At 53.2% G+C, this 21,199-nt stretch carries 15 protein-coding genes; 7 read left to right on the forward strand and 8 right to left on the reverse strand.

Annotated elements, in window-relative coordinates; translation table 11 throughout:
* Positions 1-104: 104 nt before the first annotated feature.
* A complete protein-coding gene (gene acnB / locus NMD08_RS21435) occupies positions 105-2,702 on the reverse strand; it encodes a bifunctional aconitate hydratase 2/2-methylisocitrate dehydratase (protein WP_151216756.1) in 2,598 nt (865 codons plus the stop codon).
* A gap of 448 nt (positions 2,703-3,150) precedes the next feature.
* Between acnB and NMD08_RS21440 the strand changes: the two genes are divergently transcribed.
* Complete coding sequence (locus NMD08_RS21440; RefSeq protein WP_370619017.1) at positions 3,151-4,713, forward strand: DUF3300 domain-containing protein; 1,563 nt, start codon at positions 3,151-3,153, stop codon at positions 4,711-4,713.
* Positions 4,714-4,723: 10 nt separating this feature from the next.
* A complete protein-coding gene (locus NMD08_RS21445; RefSeq protein WP_187253728.1) occupies positions 4,724-5,518 on the forward strand; it encodes a DUF2950 family protein in 795 nt (264 codons plus the stop codon).
* A gap of 68 nt (positions 5,519-5,586) precedes the next feature.
* Here NMD08_RS21445 and traT read toward each other — a convergent pair whose 3' ends face one another.
* The 5 genes from traT to pdhR all read right to left on the reverse strand — a co-directional run bounded on the left by traT (position 5,587) and on the right by pdhR (position 13,609).
* The gene (traT, locus tag NMD08_RS21450; RefSeq protein ID WP_032940388.1) at positions 5,587-6,318 is read right to left on the reverse strand and encodes a conjugal transfer complement resistance protein TraT; all 732 of its coding nucleotides are present in this window, start codon (positions 6,316-6,318) and stop codon (positions 5,587-5,589) included.
* Positions 6,319-6,510: 192 nt separating this feature from the next.
* A complete protein-coding gene (gene lpdA, locus NMD08_RS21455) occupies positions 6,511-7,935 on the reverse strand; it encodes a dihydrolipoyl dehydrogenase (protein ID WP_003018686.1) in 1,425 nt (474 codons plus the stop codon).
* 175 nt (positions 7,936-8,110) lie between these two features.
* Positions 8,111-10,003, reverse strand: a complete 1,893-nt coding sequence (gene aceF / locus NMD08_RS21460; protein ID WP_151216753.1) for a pyruvate dehydrogenase complex dihydrolipoyllysine-residue acetyltransferase — start codon at positions 10,001-10,003, stop codon at positions 8,111-8,113.
* 14 nt (positions 10,004-10,017) lie between these two features.
* Positions 10,018-12,681, reverse strand: a complete 2,664-nt coding sequence (gene aceE / locus NMD08_RS21465; RefSeq protein WP_040229997.1) for a pyruvate dehydrogenase (acetyl-transferring), homodimeric type — start codon at positions 12,679-12,681, stop codon at positions 10,018-10,020.
* A gap of 163 nt (positions 12,682-12,844) precedes the next feature.
* Positions 12,845-13,609, reverse strand: coding sequence for a pyruvate dehydrogenase complex transcriptional repressor PdhR (gene pdhR / locus NMD08_RS21470; protein ID WP_151216752.1), 765 nt, complete (start codon positions 13,607-13,609; stop codon positions 12,845-12,847).
* Positions 13,610-14,173: 564 nt separating this feature from the next.
* On the opposite strand from pdhR, the gene aroP reads away from it, so the two are divergent.
* The 3 genes from aroP (at position 14,174) to NMD08_RS21485 (ending at position 18,060) form a co-directional block, all read left to right on the forward strand.
* A complete protein-coding gene (aroP, locus tag NMD08_RS21475; protein ID WP_187253726.1) occupies positions 14,174-15,547 on the forward strand; it encodes an aromatic amino acid transporter AroP in 1,374 nt (457 codons plus the stop codon).
* Between the two features lie 156 nt (positions 15,548-15,703).
* Positions 15,704-17,110: a glycoside-pentoside-hexuronide (GPH):cation symporter gene (locus NMD08_RS21480; protein WP_151216751.1), complete on the forward strand. Its 1,407-nt coding sequence runs from the start codon at positions 15,704-15,706 to the stop codon at positions 17,108-17,110.
* Complete coding sequence (locus tag NMD08_RS21485) at positions 17,110-18,060, forward strand: family 43 glycosylhydrolase (RefSeq protein ID WP_151216750.1); 951 nt, start codon at positions 17,110-17,112, stop codon at positions 18,058-18,060. The genes NMD08_RS21480 and NMD08_RS21485 overlap by 1 nt, the downstream gene beginning before the upstream one ends.
* Positions 18,061-18,136: 76 nt before the next feature.
* Here the strand turns inward: NMD08_RS21485 and ampE are convergent, their stop codons facing one another.
* Complete coding sequence (ampE, locus tag NMD08_RS21490) at positions 18,137-18,991, reverse strand: beta-lactamase regulator AmpE (RefSeq protein WP_151216749.1); 855 nt, start codon at positions 18,989-18,991, stop codon at positions 18,137-18,139.
* Positions 18,988-19,551 carry a 1,6-anhydro-N-acetylmuramyl-L-alanine amidase AmpD gene (gene ampD / locus NMD08_RS21495; RefSeq protein ID WP_151216748.1) on the reverse strand — a complete coding sequence of 188 codons (564 nt, stop codon included), beginning with the start codon at positions 19,549-19,551 and terminating at the stop codon, positions 18,988-18,990. Before ampD ends, ampE begins: the two co-directional genes overlap by 4 nt.
* 87 nt (positions 19,552-19,638) lie before the next feature.
* On the opposite strand from ampD, the gene nadC reads away from it, so the two are divergent.
* Both nadC and ppdD read left to right on the forward strand, forming a co-directional pair.
* Positions 19,639-20,532 (forward strand): carboxylating nicotinate-nucleotide diphosphorylase, encoded by an 894-nt coding sequence (gene nadC / locus NMD08_RS21500; protein WP_187253724.1) that lies wholly within the window; start codon positions 19,639-19,641, stop codon positions 20,530-20,532.
* A 229-nt stretch (positions 20,533-20,761) separates the two neighbouring features.
* Positions 20,762-21,199 carry a prepilin peptidase-dependent pilin gene (ppdD, locus tag NMD08_RS21505; RefSeq protein ID WP_151216747.1) on the forward strand — a complete coding sequence of 146 codons (438 nt, stop codon included), beginning with the start codon at positions 20,762-20,764 and terminating at the stop codon, positions 21,197-21,199.

Raw genomic sequence — 21,199 nt, forward strand, 5'->3', positions numbered from 1 at the left:
CGCAGAAAAAAAGCGTAGCGGGTATAAGGAATAGAAATAAAAATGCCCGGAGAAGCCGACTTCTCCGGGCATTGATGCGTTTTTACACAAAACGCGTTAGCGCATTACACCGCGGTCTGGAAAATCACGCCGTCGGCTTTCTCAGTGTACTGAGACAGCTGGTCGAAGTTCAGATAACGGTAGGTGTCGACAGCGGTTTTATCCACCTGCGCCACATAGGTTTGATACTCGTCCGGCGTCGGCAGTTTGCCGATCAGTGCCGCGACCGCCGCCAGCTCCGCAGAAGCCAGGTAGACGTTCGCCCCGGTCCCTAAACGGTTCGGGAAGTTACGGGTAGAGGTCGACACCACGGTTGAGTTGTCCGCCACGCGCGCCTGGTTACCCATGCACAGTGAACAACCCGGGATCTCAATACGCGCCCCGCTCTTGCCAAACACGCTGTAGTAACCTTCTTCGGTCAGCTGCGCGGCGTCCATACGGGTTGGCGGCGCCACCCACAGACGCGTCGGCAGCTGGCCTTTGTGCGCATCCAGCAGCTTACCGGCCGCACGGAAGTGGCCGATGTTGGTCATACAGGAACCGATGAACACTTCGTCAATCTTCTCGCCCTGCACGTCAGACAGCAGACGCGCATCGTCCGGATCGTTCGGCGCACACAGGATTGGCTCTTTAATATCCGCCAGATCGATGTCGATCACCGCCGCGTATTCTGCGTCAGCATCGGCTTCCAGCAACTGCGGATCCGCCAGCCATTTTTCCATCCCCTGCACACGACGTTCCAGCGTACGGCGATCGCCGTAACCTTCTGCGATCATCCACTTCAGCAGTACGATGTTAGAGTTCAGATACTCAACGATCGGCTCTTTGTTCAACTTGATGGTACAACCGGCAGCGGAACGTTCAGCGGAGGCATCGGTCAGTTCGAACGCCTGCTCCACTTTCAGATCCGGCAGACCTTCGATTTCCAGGATGCGGCCAGAGAAGATGTTTTTCTTGCCTTTCTTCTCAACGGTCAGCAGCCCCTGTTTGATCGCATACAGCGGAATGGCGTGTACCAGATCGCGCAGGGTGATGCCCGGCTGCATTTTACCTTTAAAACGAACCAGAACGGATTCCGGCATATCCAGCGGCATCACGCCGGTCGCCGCGGCAAACGCGACCAGACCCGAACCTGCCGGGAAGGAGATGCCAATAGGGAAACGGGTATGGGAGTCACCGCCGGTGCCGACAGTATCCGGCAGCAGCATGCGGTTCAGCCAGGAGTGGATGACGCCATCGCCAGGACGCAACGACACCCCGCCACGGTTCATGATGAAATCTGGCAGCGTGTGGTGCGTGGTTACGTCAACCGGCTTCGGATACGCGGCGGTATGACAGAAGGACTGCATCACCAGATCAGCTGAGAAGCCCAGGCACGCCAGGTCTTTCAGTTCATCACGGGTCATCGGGCCGGTAGTATCCTGAGAACCCACGGAGGTCATCTTCGGTTCGCAGTACGCGCCCGGACGAATACCTTTCACGCCGCAGGCGCGGCCAACCATTTTCTGTGCCAACGAGAAGCCGCGGCTGCTTTCCGCCACGTCTTTCGCCTGACGGAAGACGTCTGAGTGCGGCAGACCCAGCGCTTCGCGCGCTTTGGTGGTCAGGCCACGACCGATGATCAGCGGAATACGGCCACCGGCACGCACTTCGTCGATCAGCACGTCGGTTTTCAGCTCAAAGCTGGCCAGCAGTTCGCCGGTTTCGTGGTTACGCACCTCGCCTTTGAACGGGTAAACGTCAATCACGTCCCCCATGTTCATGTTTGAAACGTCGACTTCAATTGGCAGCGCACCCGCATCTTCCATGGTGTTGAAGAAGATCGGCGCAATTTTGCCGCCGAGGCACAGACCGCCACCGCGCTTGTTCGGCACATGCGGGATATCATCGCCCATGAACCACAGCACGGAGTTGGTGGCGGATTTACGCGAAGAGCCGGTACCGACAACGTCACCCACATAAGCCAGCGGGTAGCCTTTTTTCTGCAATTCTTCGATCTGTTTGATCGGGCCTACCACGCCCGGCTGATCCGGGTTAATGCCTTCACGGGCGTTTTTCAGCATCGCCAGCGCGTGCAGCGGGATATCCGGGCGAGACCATGCGTCCGGTGCCGGAGAGAGGTCATCGGTGTTGGTTTCACCGGTCACTTTAAAGACGGTAACGGTGATTTTTTCAGCCAGAGCAGGACGGTTCAGGAACCATTCGGCATCAGCCCAGGACTGCATTACCTGCTTCGCATATTCGTTGCCCGCTTTGGCTTTTTCTTCCACATCGTAGAAGTTATCGAACATCAGCAGCGTTGAAGAGAGCGCTTTGGCGGCAATCGGCGCCAGTTTGGCATCGTCCAGCGCGTCGATCAGCGGATGAATGTTGTAACCACCCTGCATGGTGCCCAGCAGTTCAATGGCTTTTTCTGGTGTTACCAGCGGGGAGGTGGTGTCGCCTTTCGCGACGGCAGCGAGAAAACCGGCTTTAACATAAGCGGCTTCATCTACGCCAGGAGGAACACGGTTGATCAACAGGTCTAACAGGAATTCTTCTTCGCCCACAGGCGGGGTCTTCAGCAGCTCGACAAGTGCGGCCATTTGGGTTGCGTCTAAAGGTTTTGGCACAATCCCCTGGGCAGCACGCTCAGCTACGTGCTTACGGTATTCTTCTAGCACGACGATATCTCCTCGCTCTCATTGTCATAATGCGGCGCTTTTGTAGATGGGCGATTCTCTTCACGCTCCTGTGAGACAGTAGTTAGTAGGGTAAATGCCCGGTACCGCATAAGGCACAATAACAGGATTTTCATTAAGTGTTAATCCGTTTACAAAAAAGCAACATAAAAAATTGGCTGAATCGTTAAGAATGGTATAGCGACAAGGCGAGAGGCAATTAAGGCTGCCTGAAGGCGCCCTGAAACGATTGATTTTCAAGCGCGACCTGCTGAATATTCCAGCGATTTCTCAGCCATCAGATATAATTGTGTAATAAATCTTCACACTCTTTTTCCGGACCTCCCGGCTGAATCCCCAATAAAAGTCAAAACTGTCTAACACGGGTGAATAATACTCGCGGCAACAGGAACGCCTCACGGCACAGCGCTTGTCTCGTTGGAGTCATTTTATGAAGTTGCCCTTTAAGCCACACCTGCTTGTCCTTCTGTGCAGTGCCGGGCTGTTTGCCGCCTCTGGCGTGATGTTCGTTAAAAGTCGCACCACGGAGCCTGCCCCGTTGACACAGCAACCGTCAGTACCGGCTCCAGCTCCCGTAGCGGCCCCTACCCCGGTCGACCAACCAGCGCCTGCTGCAATACCTACGTACACGGCGGCACAAATCGATCAGTGGGTTGCGCCTATCGCACTCTATCCGGACTCACTACTGTCGCAAATTTTGATGGCTTCAACCTACCCGGCCAACGTCATCCAGGCCGCGCAGTGGTCTAAAGACAACCCCAAAATGCAGGGTGACGCCGCTATTCAGGCCGTTGCCAGTCAACCCTGGGATCCCAGCGTGAAATCGCTGGTGGCTTTTCCGCAGTTAATGTCGCTGATGGGTGAAAATCCGCCGTGGGTACAGAGCCTGGGAGATGCTTTCCTTGCACAACCAAAAGATGTTATGGATTCCGTGCAACGCCTGCGTGCGCTGGCGCAACAGACCGGGGCGTTACAATCGACACCGCAGCAGACAGTCACCACCGTGACCAAAGCAGCACCGTCTAAAACCGTAGCCAGCGAGTCGACAACCCGTTCAGCGAGCACATCAGCCACAACGGCCACAGCAAGCCCAACGGTAATTAAGATTGAATCCGCCGATCCGCAGGTGGTGTACGTTCCCACCTATAACCCGAATACGGTTTACGGTACCTGGCCAAATACAGCTTATCCGCCAACCTATCTGCCACCAACGCCAGGTGAGCAGTTTGGCAACAGCTTCGTTAACGGTTTAGGCTTCAGCCTCGGCGTTGCCACAACTTATGCCATCTTCAGCAATATCGACTGGGATGACGATGATGACTGGGATAACCATGGCGGTTATAACCGTAACGGTGATAACAACATCAATATCAACGTTGATAATTTCAATAAAATCAGTGGACAACGGCTGACGGACGCCAACCGAACCTGGCAGCACAACCCGGCCTATCGCGAGGGCGTGCCATACCCTAATAGCCAACTCAATAACCGCTTTCACGCCACCAACACAGCTACCGGGCTCAGTTCAACACAGCAAAAACCGGTTAACCGCGATAGCCAGCGTCAGGCAGCCCTGAGCCAGATGGAAAAATCGACGGGGAAAACATTCCCGCAGACGGCGCGTACGGGCACGAAAGACGCCCAGCGTCAGGCATCCAGCCAACAGCTGAAGCAAATTTCCCAGCGTAATAACTACCGTGGCTACGACACCAAACCGCAGACGACGAAGCGGAGCACCACGCAGCAGCGAGAAAATCGCCAGACCACCTCGCAAAGACAAGAGAAACGCGCATCACAGCCCGCACAGCAACGTCCTCCCCAGCAGCGAAGCACTCAGCCACGGGCCAATGCGCTGAGCGGCAACGATAGCCGCTCCGCGAACTGGCAGGCACAGCAGCAGCGCGGCGCACAAAGCAGACAACTCGCTGCCCGCCAGCAGCCACGTCAGGCGTCTGGTGGACGCGCTGAACACCGTGAATTTCGTCATCGTTAAGGGAGCCGACATGAAAAATAAACTACTTAGTGGAATGGTGTTGTTCATGCTTTCGGCCTCGGTGATGGCGCAGCAATCCTTTAGCACACCTGACCAGGCAACCGATGCACTTGCCAAAGCCATTAGTGAGCAAAATGAGAGCGCGATGAGCAGCCTGCTTGGCGATAACTGGCGCGATTTTCTGCCGCCGGAAGGCGTTGATCCGAATGCTGTCGATCGTTTCCTGCGCGACTGGAAGGTTCATCATAGCACCGTCATTGACGGTGATACGGCGCATCTGGTTGTCGGAGACAGCAACTGGCAACTGCCGATCCCTGTTGTCAAAACCACTTCCGGCTGGCGATTTGACATGCTTGAAGCTGCCGAAGAGATCCAGACCCGCGAAATTGGCCGCAACGAACTCGCCGCCATTGAGGCATTACACGCCTATGTAGATGCTCAGCAGAGCTATTTTGCGATGAACCAAAAATACGCGCAAAAGATTGTCAGTTCTGATGGGAAAAAGGATGGTCTGTACTGGCCAGTTTCGCCCGGCGAAGCACCAAGCCCGCTTGGCCCAGCCTTCAGTCCACAGGAGCCTGGTACGGGCTATCACGGCTATCGTTTTCGTATCCTTCCCGACAAAAGCAGCGGATTTGCTATGGTTGCCTGGCCTGTTAGCTATGGTCAGACGGGCGTCATGAGCTTTGTGATAAACCAGGACGACAAGGTGTACCAGTCCGATCTCGGCAGTGATTCTGATCAGAAAGCTCGGGCGCTGTCCACCTATAGCCCAGATAAAAGCTGGCAGCCCGTCGCCCCCTGAGTAACGTCAACGGACCACATTTTATAAGCCGGGTAAGGCGAAGTAGCCACCCGGCTACTCAATTTAAATTACAGGATATTAGCGACGGATTTCGCCAGTTGCGCTTCCAGAACCGGCTTCGCTTCTTCGAATTTCAGGTTCACCTTGTTGGCATTAGACACGACGCGGGTTTGGTATTTTGCGCGATCGCCCTGTGCGCTGCTGGTTTGCAGCTTGATACCGGATGTGCCCTGACGCAGTGCGGCAACGTTATCCGTCGTCACTTTCGCTTTGCTACGCTCGGAGATCTGCAGGTCAGTAACCATGGTGTAATTCACATCTTCTACCATGGCATCCGCGGCCATACCGATCAGTCCCGCCGCCAGGCCAACACCCAGCGCCGCGCCGGAGGAGTTGCTGTTATAAGCAGTAATCCCCGCGCCCAGAGCCGCCCCCATCGCCGCCCCTTCATAGCCGGTCTTCAGGAATCCCTGAGCTTCACGCAGATCCATTTTGTCCGCTTTCAGAACATTCGCCTGTACCCAGTAGTATGCGCTGTCCGGTGAACTGGTCACCTTATAGCCCTTTGCGGAGAGATCATTTGCCAGCAGAGTTTGCAGGTTGCTCATGTCTTTATCAGAAGTGTTTTTTACCTGAATGTAGACGGTCTTCTCGCTGGAAGGCTCCAGCCAGATGGTTTCGCTCATCTGCGTTTTCACTTCAAGATTACGTTTTTTAACGGCAGTAGTCATGGCACCACACCCGGTCAGCGTCATTGTCGCGACAACCATGCCAACAACCGCGATTTTTTTTAAAGACATGTTTTTTCCTTTTTTCGTGTAATAAGAGTCCAGAGCCTCTTCTCCGTGCGACCAGTAGCCACACAATGGCGAAAAAAGTATCGGCAGTTGCGCAATTTTTTTTAGCGAAAATATCAATAAGATGACTACCAGAACAGGTAGCTTTAGGTCAAAAAAACGCCTCAGAAGAGGCGTTTTCACAAAGCAGGAAGATTACTTCTTCTTCGCTTTCGGGTTTGGCAGGTCGGTGATGCTACCTTCGAACACTTCTGCCGCCAGACCCACAGACTCATGCAGAGTCGGGTGCGCGTGGATGGTCAGCGCGATGTCTTCAGCGTCACAACCCATTTCGATCGCCAGACCGATTTCGCCCAGCAGCTCGCCGCCGTTAGTACCGACAATCGCACCACCGATAACACGGTGAGACTCTTTGTCGAAAATCAGTTTGGTCATACCGTCCGCGCAGTCGGAGGCGATAGCACGGCCAGAAGCAGCCCACGGGAAGGTGGCGGTTTCGTAGCTGATGCCTTTTTCTTTTGCTTCTTTCTCGGTCAGGCCAACCCATGCCACTTCTGGTTCAGTGTAGGCGATGGATGGGATAACTTTCGGATCGAAGTAGTGTTTCTTACCGGCGATAACTTCAGCGGCAACGTGACCTTCGTGAACACCTTTGTGCGCCAGCATCGGCTGACCGACGATATCGCCGATAGCAAAGATGTGCGGCACATTGGTGCGCAGCTGTTTGTCAACGCGGATGAAGCCACGGTCATCAACTTCCACGCCCGCTTTGCCCGCGTCGAGGTTTTTGCCGTTCGGTACACGACCGATTGCCACCAGTACGGCGTCGTAACGCTGTGCTTCAGCAGGCGCTTTTTTACCTTCCATGGAAACGTAGATGCCGTCTTCTTTCGCTTCAACGGCGGTCACTTTAGTTTCCAGCATCAGGTTGAATTTCTTGCTGATGCGTTTAGTGAAGACTTTAACCACGTCTTTATCGGCAGCCGGGATAACCTGGTCGAACATTTCAACCACGTCGATCTCTGAACCCAGCGCATGGTACACGGTACCCATTTCCAGACCAATGATACCGCCGCCCATAACCAGCAGGCGTTTAGGAACGGTTTTCAGTTCCAGCGCATCAGTGGAATCCCACACGCGCGGATCTTCATGCGGAATGAATGGCAGTTCGATCGGACGGGAACCCGCCGCGATGATCGCGTTGTCGAAGTTGATCACGGTTTTGCCGTTTTCGCCTTCAACTTCCAGGGTGTTCGCCCCGGTGAATTTACCCAGACCGTTAACCACTTTCACTTTACGGCCTTTAGCCATACCAGCCAGACCGCCGGTCAGCTGAGTGATAACTTTTTCTTTCCAGGTACGAATCTTGTCGATATCGGTTTTCGGCTCGCCAAAAACGATACCGTGTTCAGCCAGCGCTTTGGCTTCTTCGATAACTTTTGCTACGTGCAGCAGCGCTTTAGAAGGGATACAGCCGACGTTCAGACAAACACCACCGAGGGTGCTGTAACGTTCTACGATGACGGTCTCCAGACCTAAATCTGCGCAACGGAAGGCAGCAGAGTAACCTGCAGGGCCTGCCCCAAGTACCACGACCTGAGTTTTGATTTCAGTGCTCATCATGACCTCTTAATTTATACCCGTCGTCCACCGGGTCGTTCTATCCGCCCGTATTTTACAAAATTGTTAACAATTTTGAAACAACAAACGGCAACCGATTTGTCTTTCGCACAATAACCTCACTGACTTCATGAGATTACCAGAAAAAAGCCGGCCGTCGGGCCGGCTTTTTCGCTTACATCACCAGGCGGCGAATGTCAGACAGCATGTTGTTGATGATGGTAATAAAGCGCGCACCATCCGCACCGTCGATTACGCGGTGGTCGAAGGAGAGCGAAATCGGCATCATCAGACGCGGCATAAACTCTTTACCGTTCCACACTGGCTCCATAGAGGACTTGGAGACACCGAGGATAGCCACTTCCGGCGCGTTCACAATCGGCGCGAAGTGGGTAGTACCCAGGCCGCCGATGCTGGAGATAGTGAAGCAACCGCCCTGCATTTCGCCAGCGGTCAGCTTGCCATCACGCGCTTTCTTGGAGATCACGGTCAGTTCACGAGACAGCTCGGTAATGCTCTTCTTGTTCACGTCTTTGAAGACCGGAACCACCAGACCATTCGGCGTATCTACCGCCACACCGATGTTGATGTATTTTTTCAGAGTCAGGCGCTGACCGTCTTCAGACAGAGAGCTGTTGAAGCGTGGCATCTGTTCCAGAGCAGCGGCAACGGCTTTCATGATGAAGACCACTGGGGTGAATTTCACGTCCAGTTTACGTTTCTCAGCTTCGGCGTTCTGTTGTTTACGGAACGCTTCCAGATCGGTGATATCGGTCTTATCGAAGTGCGTAACGTGCGGGATCATCACCCAGTTACGGCTCAGGTTAGCACCAGAGATTTTCTGGATACGGCCCAGTTCCACTTCTTCGATTTCGCCGAACTTGCTGAAGTCCACTTTCGGCCAAGGCAGCATACCCGGGATACCACCGCCTGTTGCTGCAGTCGGAGCCGCTTCAGCACGCTTGATAGCATCTTTCACGTAAGCCTGAACGTCTTCACGCAGGATACGACCTTTGCGGCCAGACCCTTTCACTTTCGCCAGGTTAACACCAAATTCGCGCGCCAGGCGACGAATCAGCGGCGTAGCGTGGACGTAAGCGTCGTTCTCAGCAAATTCAGATTTGCTTTCTGCTTTCGCTGCCGCAGCAGGTGCTGCTGCTTGTGCAGGTGCAGCGGCCGGAGCCGGAGCCGCAGCTTGCGCAGGAGCGGCTGCCGGTGCTGCGCCTTCTACTTCGAAGACCATAATCAGAGAACCGGTTTTCACTTTGTCGCCGGTGCTGATTTTGATTTCTTTTACGGTACCGGCGAACGGTGCCGGAACTTCCATAGAGGCTTTGTCGCCTTCTACGGTGATCAGTGACTGCTCAGCGGCAATTTTATCGCCCACTTTCACCATCACTTCAGTGACTTCAACTTCGTCACCGCCGATGTCCGGTACGTTAACGTCTTTCGAACCAGAAGCCGCTGGAGCCGCTGGAGCTGCCGGAGCGGCAGCCTGAGCCGGTGCGGCAGCAGGCGCTGAGCCCGCCACTTCGAAGACCATAATCAGGGAACCGGTAGACACTTTGTCGCCGGTGTTGATTTTGATCTCTTTAACGGTACCCGCGAACGGCGCCGGAACTTCCATGGAAGCCTTGTCACCTTCAACGGTGATCAGAGACTGTTCAGCCGCAACGGTGTCGCCCACTTTAACCATGACTTCGGTAACTTCAACTTCGTCACCACCTATGTCCGGTACGTGGACTTCTTTCGCCGCTGCCGCAGCAGGTGCTGCAGGCGCACTCGCAGCTTCTTTCTTCTCTTCTGCCGGAGCAGGTGCAGCAGCTGCTGCACCGTCGGCGGAATCGAAAATCATGATCAGTTTGCCGGTCTCAGTTTTGTCGCCAACAGAGACTTTGATCTCTTTAACGATACCAGCCTGAGGAGACGGAACTTCCATAGAGGCCTTGTCGCCTTCTACGGTGATCAGCGACTGTTCAGCTTCAACTTTGTCGCCCACTTTGACCAGGATCTCGGTGATTTCAACTTCATCAGCCCCGATGTCCGGTACATTGATTTCGATAGCCATTATTCTTTTACCTCTTACGCCAGACGCGGGTTAACTTTATCTGCATCGATGTTGAATTTGATGATTGCGTCAGCAACCACTTTCTTATCGATTTCGCCACGTTTAGCCAATTCGCCCAGGGCCGCTACAACCACATAGGAAGCATCAACTTCGAAGTGGTGACGCAAGTTTTCACGGCTGTCAGAGCGACCGAAACCGTCAGTACCCAGTACGCGATAGTCATCAGCCGGTACATAAGTACGAACCTGTTCGGCAAACAGTTTCATATAGTCAGTAGATGCCACTGCCGGCGCGTCGTTCATCACCTGAGCGATGTACGGAACGCGAGGCGTTTCCATCGGGTGCAGCATGTTCCAGCGCTCACAATCCTGGCCATCACGCGCCAGTTCAGTGAAGGAAGTGACGCTATACACGTCAGAGCCTACGCCGTAGTCGTTCGCCAGGATCTGCGCAGCTTCACGGACGTGACGCAGGATAGAACCGGAGCCCAGCAGCTGAACTTTACCTTTCTTACCTTCGAGGGTTTCGAGTTTGTAGATACCTTTACGGATACCTTCCTCGGCACCTGCTGGCATGGCCGGCATGTGGTAGTTTTCGTTCAGCGTGGTGATGTAGTAGTAAACGTTCTCTTGTTTCTCACCGTACATACGCTCCAGACCATCGTGCATGATGACCGCAACTTCGTACGCGTAAGACGGATCGTAAGAGATACAGTTCGGGATAGTCAGAGACTGAATATGGCTGTGACCATCTTCGTGCTGCAGACCTTCGCCGTTCAGCGTCGTACGACCGGAAGTACCACCGATCAGGAAGCCGCGAGCCTGTTGGTCGCCTGCCTGCCAGCACAGGTCACCGATACGCTGGAACCCAAACATGGAGTAGTAGATGTAGAACGGGATCATCGGCAGATCGTTGGTGCTGTAAGAGGTCGCAGCAGCCAACCAGGATGCGCCAGCACCCAGCTCGTTGATACCTTCCTGCAGGATCTGACCTTTCTCGTCTTCTTTGTAGTAAGCAACCTGCTCACGGTCCTGCGGGGTGTACTGCTGGCCGTTCGGGCTGTAAATACCGATCTGGCGGAACAGGCCTTCCATACCGAAAGTACGTGCTTCGTCAGCGATGATCGGCACCAGACGATCTTTGATCGACTTGTTCTTCAGCATCACGTTCAGTGCACGAACGAAAGCGATAGTGGTGGAGATTTCTTTGTTCTGCTCTTCCAGCAGCGCGCCGAAGTCTTCCAGAGCTGGCAGTTCCAGCTTCTCGGTGAAGTTCGGCTGACGAGCAGGCAGGTAGCCGTGCAGTTTCTGACGCTGAGCGTGCAGATAGGTGTGCTCTTCAGAACCTTCCGGGAAGGTGATGTAAGACAGGTTTTCAACCTGCTCATCGGTCACAGGAACGTTGAAACGGTCGCGGATGTAACGCACGCCGTCCATGTTCATTTTCTTAACCTGGTGAGCGATGTTTTTACCTTCGGCGGTGTCACCCATGCCGTAACCTTTGATGGTATGAGCGAGGATTACAGTTGCTTTGCCTTTGGTTTCCTGTGCTTTTTTCAGCGCAGCGTAGACTTTCTTCGGATCGTGACCACCGCGGTTCAGAGCCCAAATCTGCTCGTCAGTCCAGTCAGCAACCAGCGCTGCGGTTTCCGGGTATTTACCGAAGAAGTGCTCACGAACGTATGCGCCGTCTTTGGATTTGAAGGTCTGGTAGTCGCCATCAACGGTTTCGTTCATCAGTTGGATCAGTTTACCGCTGGTGTCTTTACGCAGCAGCTCATCCCAACGACCGCCCCACATGACTTTGATAACGTTCCAGCCAGCACCTGCGAAGATGCCTTCCAGTTCGTTAACAATCTTGCCGTTACCGGTGACCGGGCCGTCAAGACGCTGCAGGTTACAGTTGATTACAAAGACCAGGTTGTCCAGTTTTTCACGGGTCGCGATGGTGATCGCACCTTTAGATTCTGGCTCGTCCATCTCACCGTCGCCCAGGAAGGCGTAAACGGTTTGTTTAGAGGTATCTTTCAGGCCACGGTGTTCCAGATATTTCAGGAATTTAGCCTGGTAGATAGCACCGATTGGACCCAGACCCATAGATACGGTCGGGAACTGCCAGAATTCAGGCATCAGTTTCGGGTGCGGGTAGGAAGACAGGCCTTTGCCATGAACTTCCTGACGGAAGTTGTTCATCTGCTCTTCAGTCAGACGACCTTCCAGGAATGCGCGTGCGTAGATGCCCGGAGAGATGTGGCCCTGGAAGTAAATCAGGTCGCCGCCATCCTGCTCGTTGCGTGCACGGAAGAAGTGGTTGAAGCAAACATCATATACCGTAGCGGAGGACTGGAAGGATGCCATGTGACCACCCAGCTCGAGGTCCTTTTTAGACGCACGCAGTACGGTCATGATGGCGTTCCAGCGAATTGCAGAACGAATACGACGTTCCAGCTCCAGATTGCCCGGGTATTCCGGTTCATCTTCAACGGCAATAGTGTTTACATAATTGCTTGCCCCTGCACCTGCCGCTACTTTCACGCCGCCTTTGCGAGCTTCTGAAAGCAGTTGGTCGATCAGATACTGAGCACGCTCAACACCTTCTTCACGGATGACCGATTCGATCGCCTGTAGCCAGTCGCGAGTTTCGATCGGATCCACGTCATTTGGGAAACGTTCTGACATGGGGGTATTCCTTATCTATCTAATACGTTGAGTTATCTGGAACCTGTCCCATTGCGTTCTCGCCAGAGAACGCAATAAGACAGGTTCTGCGTTTAGTTGCCGCGCACTTTAATTGGCGCTTGATTTACAACATCTTCTGGTTAACGTTCTACCAGAAAAATCACTAATTCTTTCGTTGCTCCAGGCGGCGTAAGGCGCGTTCACGACGACTTTCCTCACGACTTCTGTCTAGCAGAATCTCTTCGATAAAGGCCAGGTGACGGTGAGACGCTTCACGCGCATCGATAGGCTTCCCAGCGATAATTGCTTCAAAGATACGGGTACGGTGACTGCTTACCAGCGGCAACATCTCGCGACGCGCATACAGCAATTCGAAGTTTTGCCGAACGTTCTGGGCCAGCATTGGCTCCATACACCTTAGCAAATGGAGCAGCACCACATTATGCGCCGCTTCGGTGACAGCAATTTGATACTGCAGTACCGCATCAGATTCGCCGTCAAGATCGCCGGACTGTTGAGCCAGCTCGATCGCATGGTGGAGTTCACGGATTCGCGTTTTGTCTTCATCCGTGCTGCGCAGTGCAGCGTAATAGGCTGCAATACCTTCCAGCGCATGGCGCGTCTCAAGCAGGTCAAACTGGGATTCAGGATGGTCGGAGAGCAGCTCTACCAGTGGGTCGCTAAAGCTTTGCCACAGGCTGCTCTGAACAAAAGTGCCACCGCCCTGACGACGAAGCAGTAACCCCTTCGCTTCAAGGCGTTGGATCGCCTCGCGTAAGGAGGGGCGGGAGACGTCGAACTGCTTTGCCAGCTCGCGTTCCGGTGGGAGTTTTTCTCCGGGGCGAAGTGTCCCCTCAAGAATTAAAAACTCCAGCTGCTGCTCAATCACATCGGAGAGTTTTGGTTGGCGGATTTTGCTGTAGGCCATGATTTCCTGTCTTAAGCCATTTGCCCGGAGTCAATTGGTCTTACCAATTTCATGTTCTTGACGCTAAAGTAACAAAGTATTCACCTTCTGTCCATACAGGTTTTGATTGAAATCAGTAAAGGGGGCATATTTTAACAACATTACAGATATAACGTTTCAAACATGTAACTATGCACAAATGTTAAATTTACCCACCCCGAGGTAGTTTTAACGGAATTGAAACGAAAAGTTATCTTATCTGAACCGATTCACCAGCTTATTTATCGATATTTCAATTACAAATAATGAATAGAAATTCAAAATGGAAATTTTGAGGTAGATAAACTCGCATTTACAAATGGTTTCTTTTTATTCAACTCGATAGCTTCCCCGCATAAAGCAGGTGCATTCGCGCTCGCATATCATTATTCTGAACAAGACAAAAGTATTAAGGCAACATTTTATCAAAAGCATCTGTAAACAAATTAATACAACAAACGGAATTGCAAACTTACACACGCATTGCTGCGTAGTTCAAAAAATAAGTACTCGAAAGATGAAGAGTAAAACCACACACGAGGTTTAATGATGGAAAGTCAACAGCATGGCGATCAGCTCAAGCGTGGTCTTAAGAACCGCCATATACAGCTAATCGCACTGGGTGGCGCGATTGGTACCGGGTTATTCCTCGGTAGCGCATCCGTTATCCAGTCTGCAGGACCGGGGATTATTCTGGGTTACGCTATTGCCGGCTTTATCGCCTTTTTGATTATGCGCCAGCTTGGTGAAATGGTGGTTGAAGAGCCGGTAGCAGGCTCCTTTAGTCACTTTGCTTATAAATACTGGGGGAGTTTTGCGGGTTTCGCCTCTGGCTGGAACTACTGGGTGCTGTACGTTCTGGTTGCCATGGCTGAGCTGACGGCTGTCGGTAAATATATCCAGTTCTGGTACCCGGAGATCCCAACCTGGGCCTCTGCGGCAGCTTTCTTCGTGATTATCAACGCCATCAACCTGACCAACGTAAAAGTGTTTGGTGAGATGGAGTTCTGGTTTGCCATTATTAAAGTCATTGCCGTAGTCGCGATGATCATCTTCGGCGGCTGGCTGTTATTCAGCGGCAACGGCGGGCCGCAGGCCAGCGTCAGTAACCTGTGGAACCAGGGTGGCTTCCTGCCGCACGGCTTCACCGGTCTGGTGATGATGATGGCGATTATTATGTTCTCTTTCGGTGGGCTGGAGCTGGTCGGGATCACCGCAGCAGAAGCCGATAACCCGGAGCAAAGTATTCCCAAAGCCACCAACCAGGTTATCTACCGTATCCTGATTTTCTATGTGGGTTCGTTGGCTGTTCTGCTTTCCCTGATGCCATGGACGCGCGTCACGGCTGATACCAGCCCGTTTGTCCTCATTTTCCACGAACTGGGCGATACGTTTGTTGCCAATGCGCTGAACATCGTGGTGCTGACCGCCGCTCTTTCTGTCTATAACAGCTGCGTTTACTGCAACAGCCGCATGCTGTTCGGTCTTGCACAGCAGGGTAACGCGCCAAAAGCGCTGATGAATGTCGACAAACGCGGCGTACCGGTGAACACCATTCTGGTTTCCGCGCTGGTTACGGCTCTGTGTGTGCTGATCAACTATCTGGCGCCAGAATCCGCCTTTGGTCTGCTGATGGCGCTGGTGGTTTCCGCGCTGGTGATCAACTGGGCAATGATCAGCCTGGCGCACATGAAGTTCCGCAAAGCCAAACAGCAGCAGGGGGTTACCACCCGCTTCCCGGCTCTGCTCTATCCGCTGGGTAACTGGGTATGCCTGATTTTCATGGCCGCAGTACTGGTGATTATGCTGATGACGCCGGGCATGGCGATCTCAGTGTACTTAATCCCGGTATGGATTGCTGTTCTTGGCATTGGTTACCTGTTCAAGCAGAAAACCGCCGGCACAGTTAAAGCACATTAATTTCCCTCCCCCACCTGCACCAGGTGGGGGTTGTTACCTGCCTCACACTTTCCCACTCATGACTGTTTAGTCCATATCAGCGGCGTTATCCTGCAACGCAAAAACACCGGTACCAGACAATAATTCTCTCCATATCTCATTCATGGAGTGCAGTTGATGGAAACCAGTAAGCTCACGGTGAAAGAAAAGATCGGCTATGGAATGGGCGACGCCGGATGCAACATCATTTTTGGCGCCATCATGTTGTTTGTAAACTATTTTTATACAGATATTTTTGGTCTGGCGCCTGCCCTGGTCGGCGTATTACTGCTCTCAGTACGCGTTATTGATGCCGTTACCGATCCCATTATGGGCGCAATGGCCGACCGTACGCGCAGCAAATATGGTCGATTTCGTCCATGGTTATTGTGGATGGCTTTCCCGTACGCATTATTCAGCGTACTGATGTTTACCACCCCGGAGTGGACATATAACAGCAAAGTTATCTATGCCTTTGTCACCTACTTCCTGCTCTCAATTACCTACACAGCGATCAATATCCCCTATTGCTCTCTCGGCAGCGTCATCACCAACGATCCGCAAGAACGCGTCGCCTGCCAGTCATATCGCTTTGTATTGGTAGGAATTGCAACTCTGCTGCTCTCCCTCACTCTGCTGCCAATGGCGGACTGGTTCGGTGGAGAAGACAAAGCCAAAGGGTATCAAATGGCGATGGCGGTACTGGCCTTCATCGGCATGTGTATGTTCCTGTTTTGCTTTGCAACCGTCCGTGAGCGTGTACGTCCTGCCGTCCCGACTAACGACGATTTAAAAGCCGATCTGAAAGACGTATGGAAGAACGATCAATGGGTAAAAATTCTGCTGTTAACCCTGTGCAACGTCTGTCCGGGCTTTATTCGCATGGCCGCCACCATGTACTACGTGACCTGGGTTATGCAGCAGAGTACGCAATTTGCGACATTGTTTATCAGCCTTGGCGTTATAGGCATGATGATCGGCAGCATGTTGGCGAAGGTGTTAACCGATCGCTGGTGCAAACTGAAAGTCTTCTTCTGGACCAACATCATCCTGGCGATTTTCTCCGCAGCGTTTTACTTCTTCGATCCGAAAGCCACCATGATGATTATGCTGCTCTACTTCCTGCTCAACATCCTGCATCAGATCCCATCCCCGCTGCACTGGTCGCTGATGGCGGATGTCGATGACTACGGCGAGTGGAAAACCGGTAAACGCATCACTGGAATCAGCTTCTCCGGCAACCTGTTCTTCCTGAAACTGGGCCTGGCGATTGCCGGAGCGATGGTTGGCTTCCTGCTTTCCTGGTACGGCTACGACGCAGGGGCGAAAGCGCAAAGCGACTCCGCTATTAACGGCATTATGCTGCTGTTTACCATCATACCTGGCGTAGGCTACCTGATTACCGCAGGCGTGGTTCGTCTGCTGAAAGTTGACCGCGAGTTTATGCAGCAAATCCAGACAGATTTAGAAAAGCGCCGCGCCAACTATCGTGAACTGAATGAATACCACGAGATAAAAACAACAGAAACCGTAAGGAAAGCCTGATGAATCAGTGGCCTAATCCCTTTATTGAACAACGTGCCGATCCGTTTATTTTACGTGACGGTAGCCACTATTATTTCATTGCTTCAGTGCCCGAATACGATCGACTGGAGATCCGCCGGGCTGACTCGCTGGAAGGGCTGCGCACCGCCTTCCCGGTTGTCGTCTGGCGCAAACCAGAAAGTGGTCCCATGAGCCAGCTCATCTGGGCGCCTGAAATCCATCATCTGGCTGGTAAGTGGTACATCTATTTTGCCGCCAGCCACACACAGACGCTCGACAAGCAGGGAATGTTTCAGCACCGTATGTTTGCGCTCGAATGCGCGGACAGCGATCCGCTGGCAGGTATTTGGACAGAAAAAGGCCAGATTAAAACGCAGTTTGATACCTTCGCACTTGATGCCACCACCTTTAACCATCAGGGAAAACAGTGGTATCTGTGGGCGCAGAAATCGCCCGATATTGCCGGGAACTCCAATATCTATCTTGCTGAGATGGAAAACCCATGGACGATTAAAGGTGAGCCGGTGATACTCAGCCATCCAGAATATGACTGGGAATGTCGGGGTTTTTGGGTCAACGAAGGTCCGGCGGTCATGGTTCACGGCGACAAGCTGTTTATCAGTTATTCTGCCAGCGCCACCGACGAGAATTACTGTATGGGATTATTGTGGATTGACCTCAATGCCGATCCGCTCAACCCACAGCACTGGCACAAATCACCACGCCCGGTCTTTACCACCAGCTACGAAAACCGCCAGTTCGGCCCTGGGCACAACAGTTTTACGCAAACGCCGGAAGGTGAAGATGTGCTGGTGTACCACGCCAGAAATTACACCGAAATCGAGGGCGATCCGCTGTACGACCCAAACCGCCATACGCGTCTGAAGCTCGTGCGCTGGGACAAAAACGGAATGCCTGATTTTGGCATCCCGCCAGCGGATACGTATTGAGTCATTGCACCGTTATCCGGTCTACATATGCGCCAGACCGGATAACGCGGTTACGTCGCAATCCCGGCTACAATCGCTAGATCAGCGTGCCATAAATTGTCAGCAGCGCAATGACCACCACCACCACAAACGAGGTTTTCTTCGCCATTGAAACAGCGGCTTTTGGCGTTTCGACTTTATCGGTATGGGGTTCGCGCGCCAGAGAAAACTGCGCCAAACGAGTAAGCACCTGGTATTGCGAAGTATGGAGATCAGCAAGCGATGCAAACCAGGCAGGCAGCGCTTTCTCGCCGTGTCCTAACAGCGCATAGACCACGCCCGCCAGACGCACCGGGATCCAGTCCAGCACATGCAGGATCGCATCGATACCCGATTGCAGACGCTGGTGCGGCGTCTGATAGCGCGCCAGCCAGGACTGCCAGGCACGTAAAAAAGCATAACCCACCAGCGTCACTGGTCCCCACGGACCACCGACAATCAGCCAGAATAACGGCGCCAGGTAAAAGCGAAAGTTGTTCCATAACAGCGCATTCTGCAGTTCACGCAAAAACTCACGCTCATCGCAGTCCGGCGGAACCCCATGAATAAGTGTCAGCTCGCTGGCCATCGCCTCACGAGCGTGAGCGTCAGCGCGGGCAGCCGCGTTCAAATATGCATGATAATGAAGACGCGTCTTGCCAGCGCCGATGCACAGCAAGCCAATTACGATCCATGCCACCAGTAAGGGCACGTTAAACAGTAGCCCATGGAGTGCACGTAGCAGCAGGAACGTCACCCCCATCGCAATCAGGGCCATGCCTACCGTACGCATCATCGAGAAATGCTTAACCCGGCGGAAAAGAACTTCAACCCGGTGATCAAGCTGCCAGTGCTCACCCAGCTTAAAAAGGCGTTCAACAATCAACACCAGTAATGTTGTAAACAGCGTCATGTCATCTCCTTGTCCGACGAGGGGGTGACCAGGGCGCGAAACCTTGCCCAGTCAAATGAGGGCCCGGGATCGGTCTTACGCTCGGGCGCAATATTGCAATGTCCTGTCATATTGTTGGCAATGGCCGGATAACGCGTAATCAGGGCATTCGTCACAGCGGCCAGTTGCCGGTACTGCGCATCGGTATAGGCCAGCGTATCCGTCCCTTCCAGCTCAATACCAATTGAGAAATCATTACAGCGTTCACGACCCTGATAGCTCGAGACGCCAGCATGCCAGGCGCGTTTATTAAAGGGGACATACTGCACGATTTCACCGTCACGGCGAATCAAACAATGGGCAGAAACGCGCAAATGGGCGATTCCGGCAAAATAAGGATGGGCATTGGGATCAATCGTGCCCGTAAACAGCGCGTCGATCCACGGGCCGCCAAACTCACCGGGCGGCAGGCTGATATTATGCACCACCAGCAGAGAAGGGGTTTCGTCATCCGGGCGGCAATCATAATGAGGAGAGGGAACGCGTCGCGCCTCTGCCAGCCAGCCCTCGTCTAACAACATGCAGAATCTCCTTATTGGTGGTGCTCATATCAGGTTCAGGGTAGCATGTTTCCACCTTATGATTCGTTAGCAATTTGGAGTTTTATCATGCCGCCTCGCCGCTATAACCCTGACTACCGACGTGACGCGCTGTTGGAACGCATAAATCTCGATATCCCTGCAGCTGTAGCTCAGGCGCTGCGTGAAGATTTAGGCGGAGAAGTTGATGCCAATAACGATATCACCGCACAGCTTTTACCCGAAGACATGCGCTCCCACGCTACCGTCATTACCCGCGAAGATGGCGTTTTTTGTGGGAAACGTTGGGTGGAAGAGGTCTTTATTCAACTGGCGGGCGATGATGTCAACATCACCTGGCATGTCAAAGATGGCGACAGCATTAAGGCTAATCAGCCACTGTTTGAACTGGACGGCCCTTCCCGCGTACTGCTGACCGGCGAACGTACCGCGCTTAATTTTGTGCAGACGCTTTCCGGTGTGGCTAGCGAAGTACGTAAATACGTCGACCTGCTGGCGGGGACAAAAACCCAGCTTCTGGATACGCGTAAAACCCTGCCGGGTCTGCGTACCGCGCTGAAATACGCCGTATTGTGCGGCGGCGGCGCAAATCATCGTCTGGGGCTTTCTGACGCTTTCCTGATCAAGGAAAACCACATTATTGCGTCTGGCTCGGTACGTCAGGCCGTGGAAAAAGCCTTCTGGCTGCACCCGGATGTGCCGGTTGAAGTCGAAGTCGAAAGCCTGGATGAACTGGACGACGCGCTGAAAGCCGGGGCTGACATCATAATGCTTGATAACTTCGAAACTGACCAAATGCGTGAAGCAGTAAAACGCACCAACGGCCAGGCACGTCTGGAAGTGTCGGGTAACGTCACTCACGAAACGCTGCGCGAATTTGCCGAAACCGGCGTGGATTTCATCTCTGTTGGCGCGTTGACCAAGCACGTTCGCGCGCTCGATCTCTCCATGCGTTTTCGCTAATTGCTGTTTGTATTGCCCGATGGCGCTTTGCTTATCGGGCCATTCTGCATGCCGGAGAAGGCGTTTTCGCCGTTATCCGGCAGTTTCTTCGAGCCTCTTCGCAAATACGTTGTTTGATTCTGTAATCTCGTAAAAATCCTCGGAACCCGCCTTCCCATTCAGTTATTTGCCTCTCGCCGTGGCCCAGAGCGTTTGCCAAAGTAGCGCCAGCTAACTCAAGGAGCGAACGATGGACAAGCAACGAGGATTCACGCTTATCGAACTTATGGTGGTCATTGGCATTATTGCCATTCTTAGCGCCATCGGCATTCCGGCTTATCAAAACTATCTGCGCAAAGCCGCGCTGACCGACATGCTGCAAACCTTTGTTCCCTATCGCACGGCAGTTGAGCTTTGTGCGCTGGAGCATGGCGGGACAGAAACCTGCGATGCCGGAACCAATGGCATCCCTTCTCCAACCACCACCCGATATGTCTCCGCCATGAGCGTGGAAAAAGGCATTGTCAGCCTCAGCGGGCAGGAAAGCCTGAACGGGCTAAGCATCACCATGGCGCCGGGTTGGGACGATGCAAACGGCATTACTGGCTGGAGTCGTAACTGCGTCATCCAGAATGACAGCGCATTGCAACAGGCCTGCGAAGACGTTTTTCGTTTCGATATCAACTAA

It is taken from the genome of Citrobacter meridianamericanus (assembly GCF_041320245.1).
Taxonomy (GTDB): Bacteria; Pseudomonadota; Gammaproteobacteria; order Enterobacterales; family Enterobacteriaceae; genus Citrobacter; species Citrobacter meridianamericanus.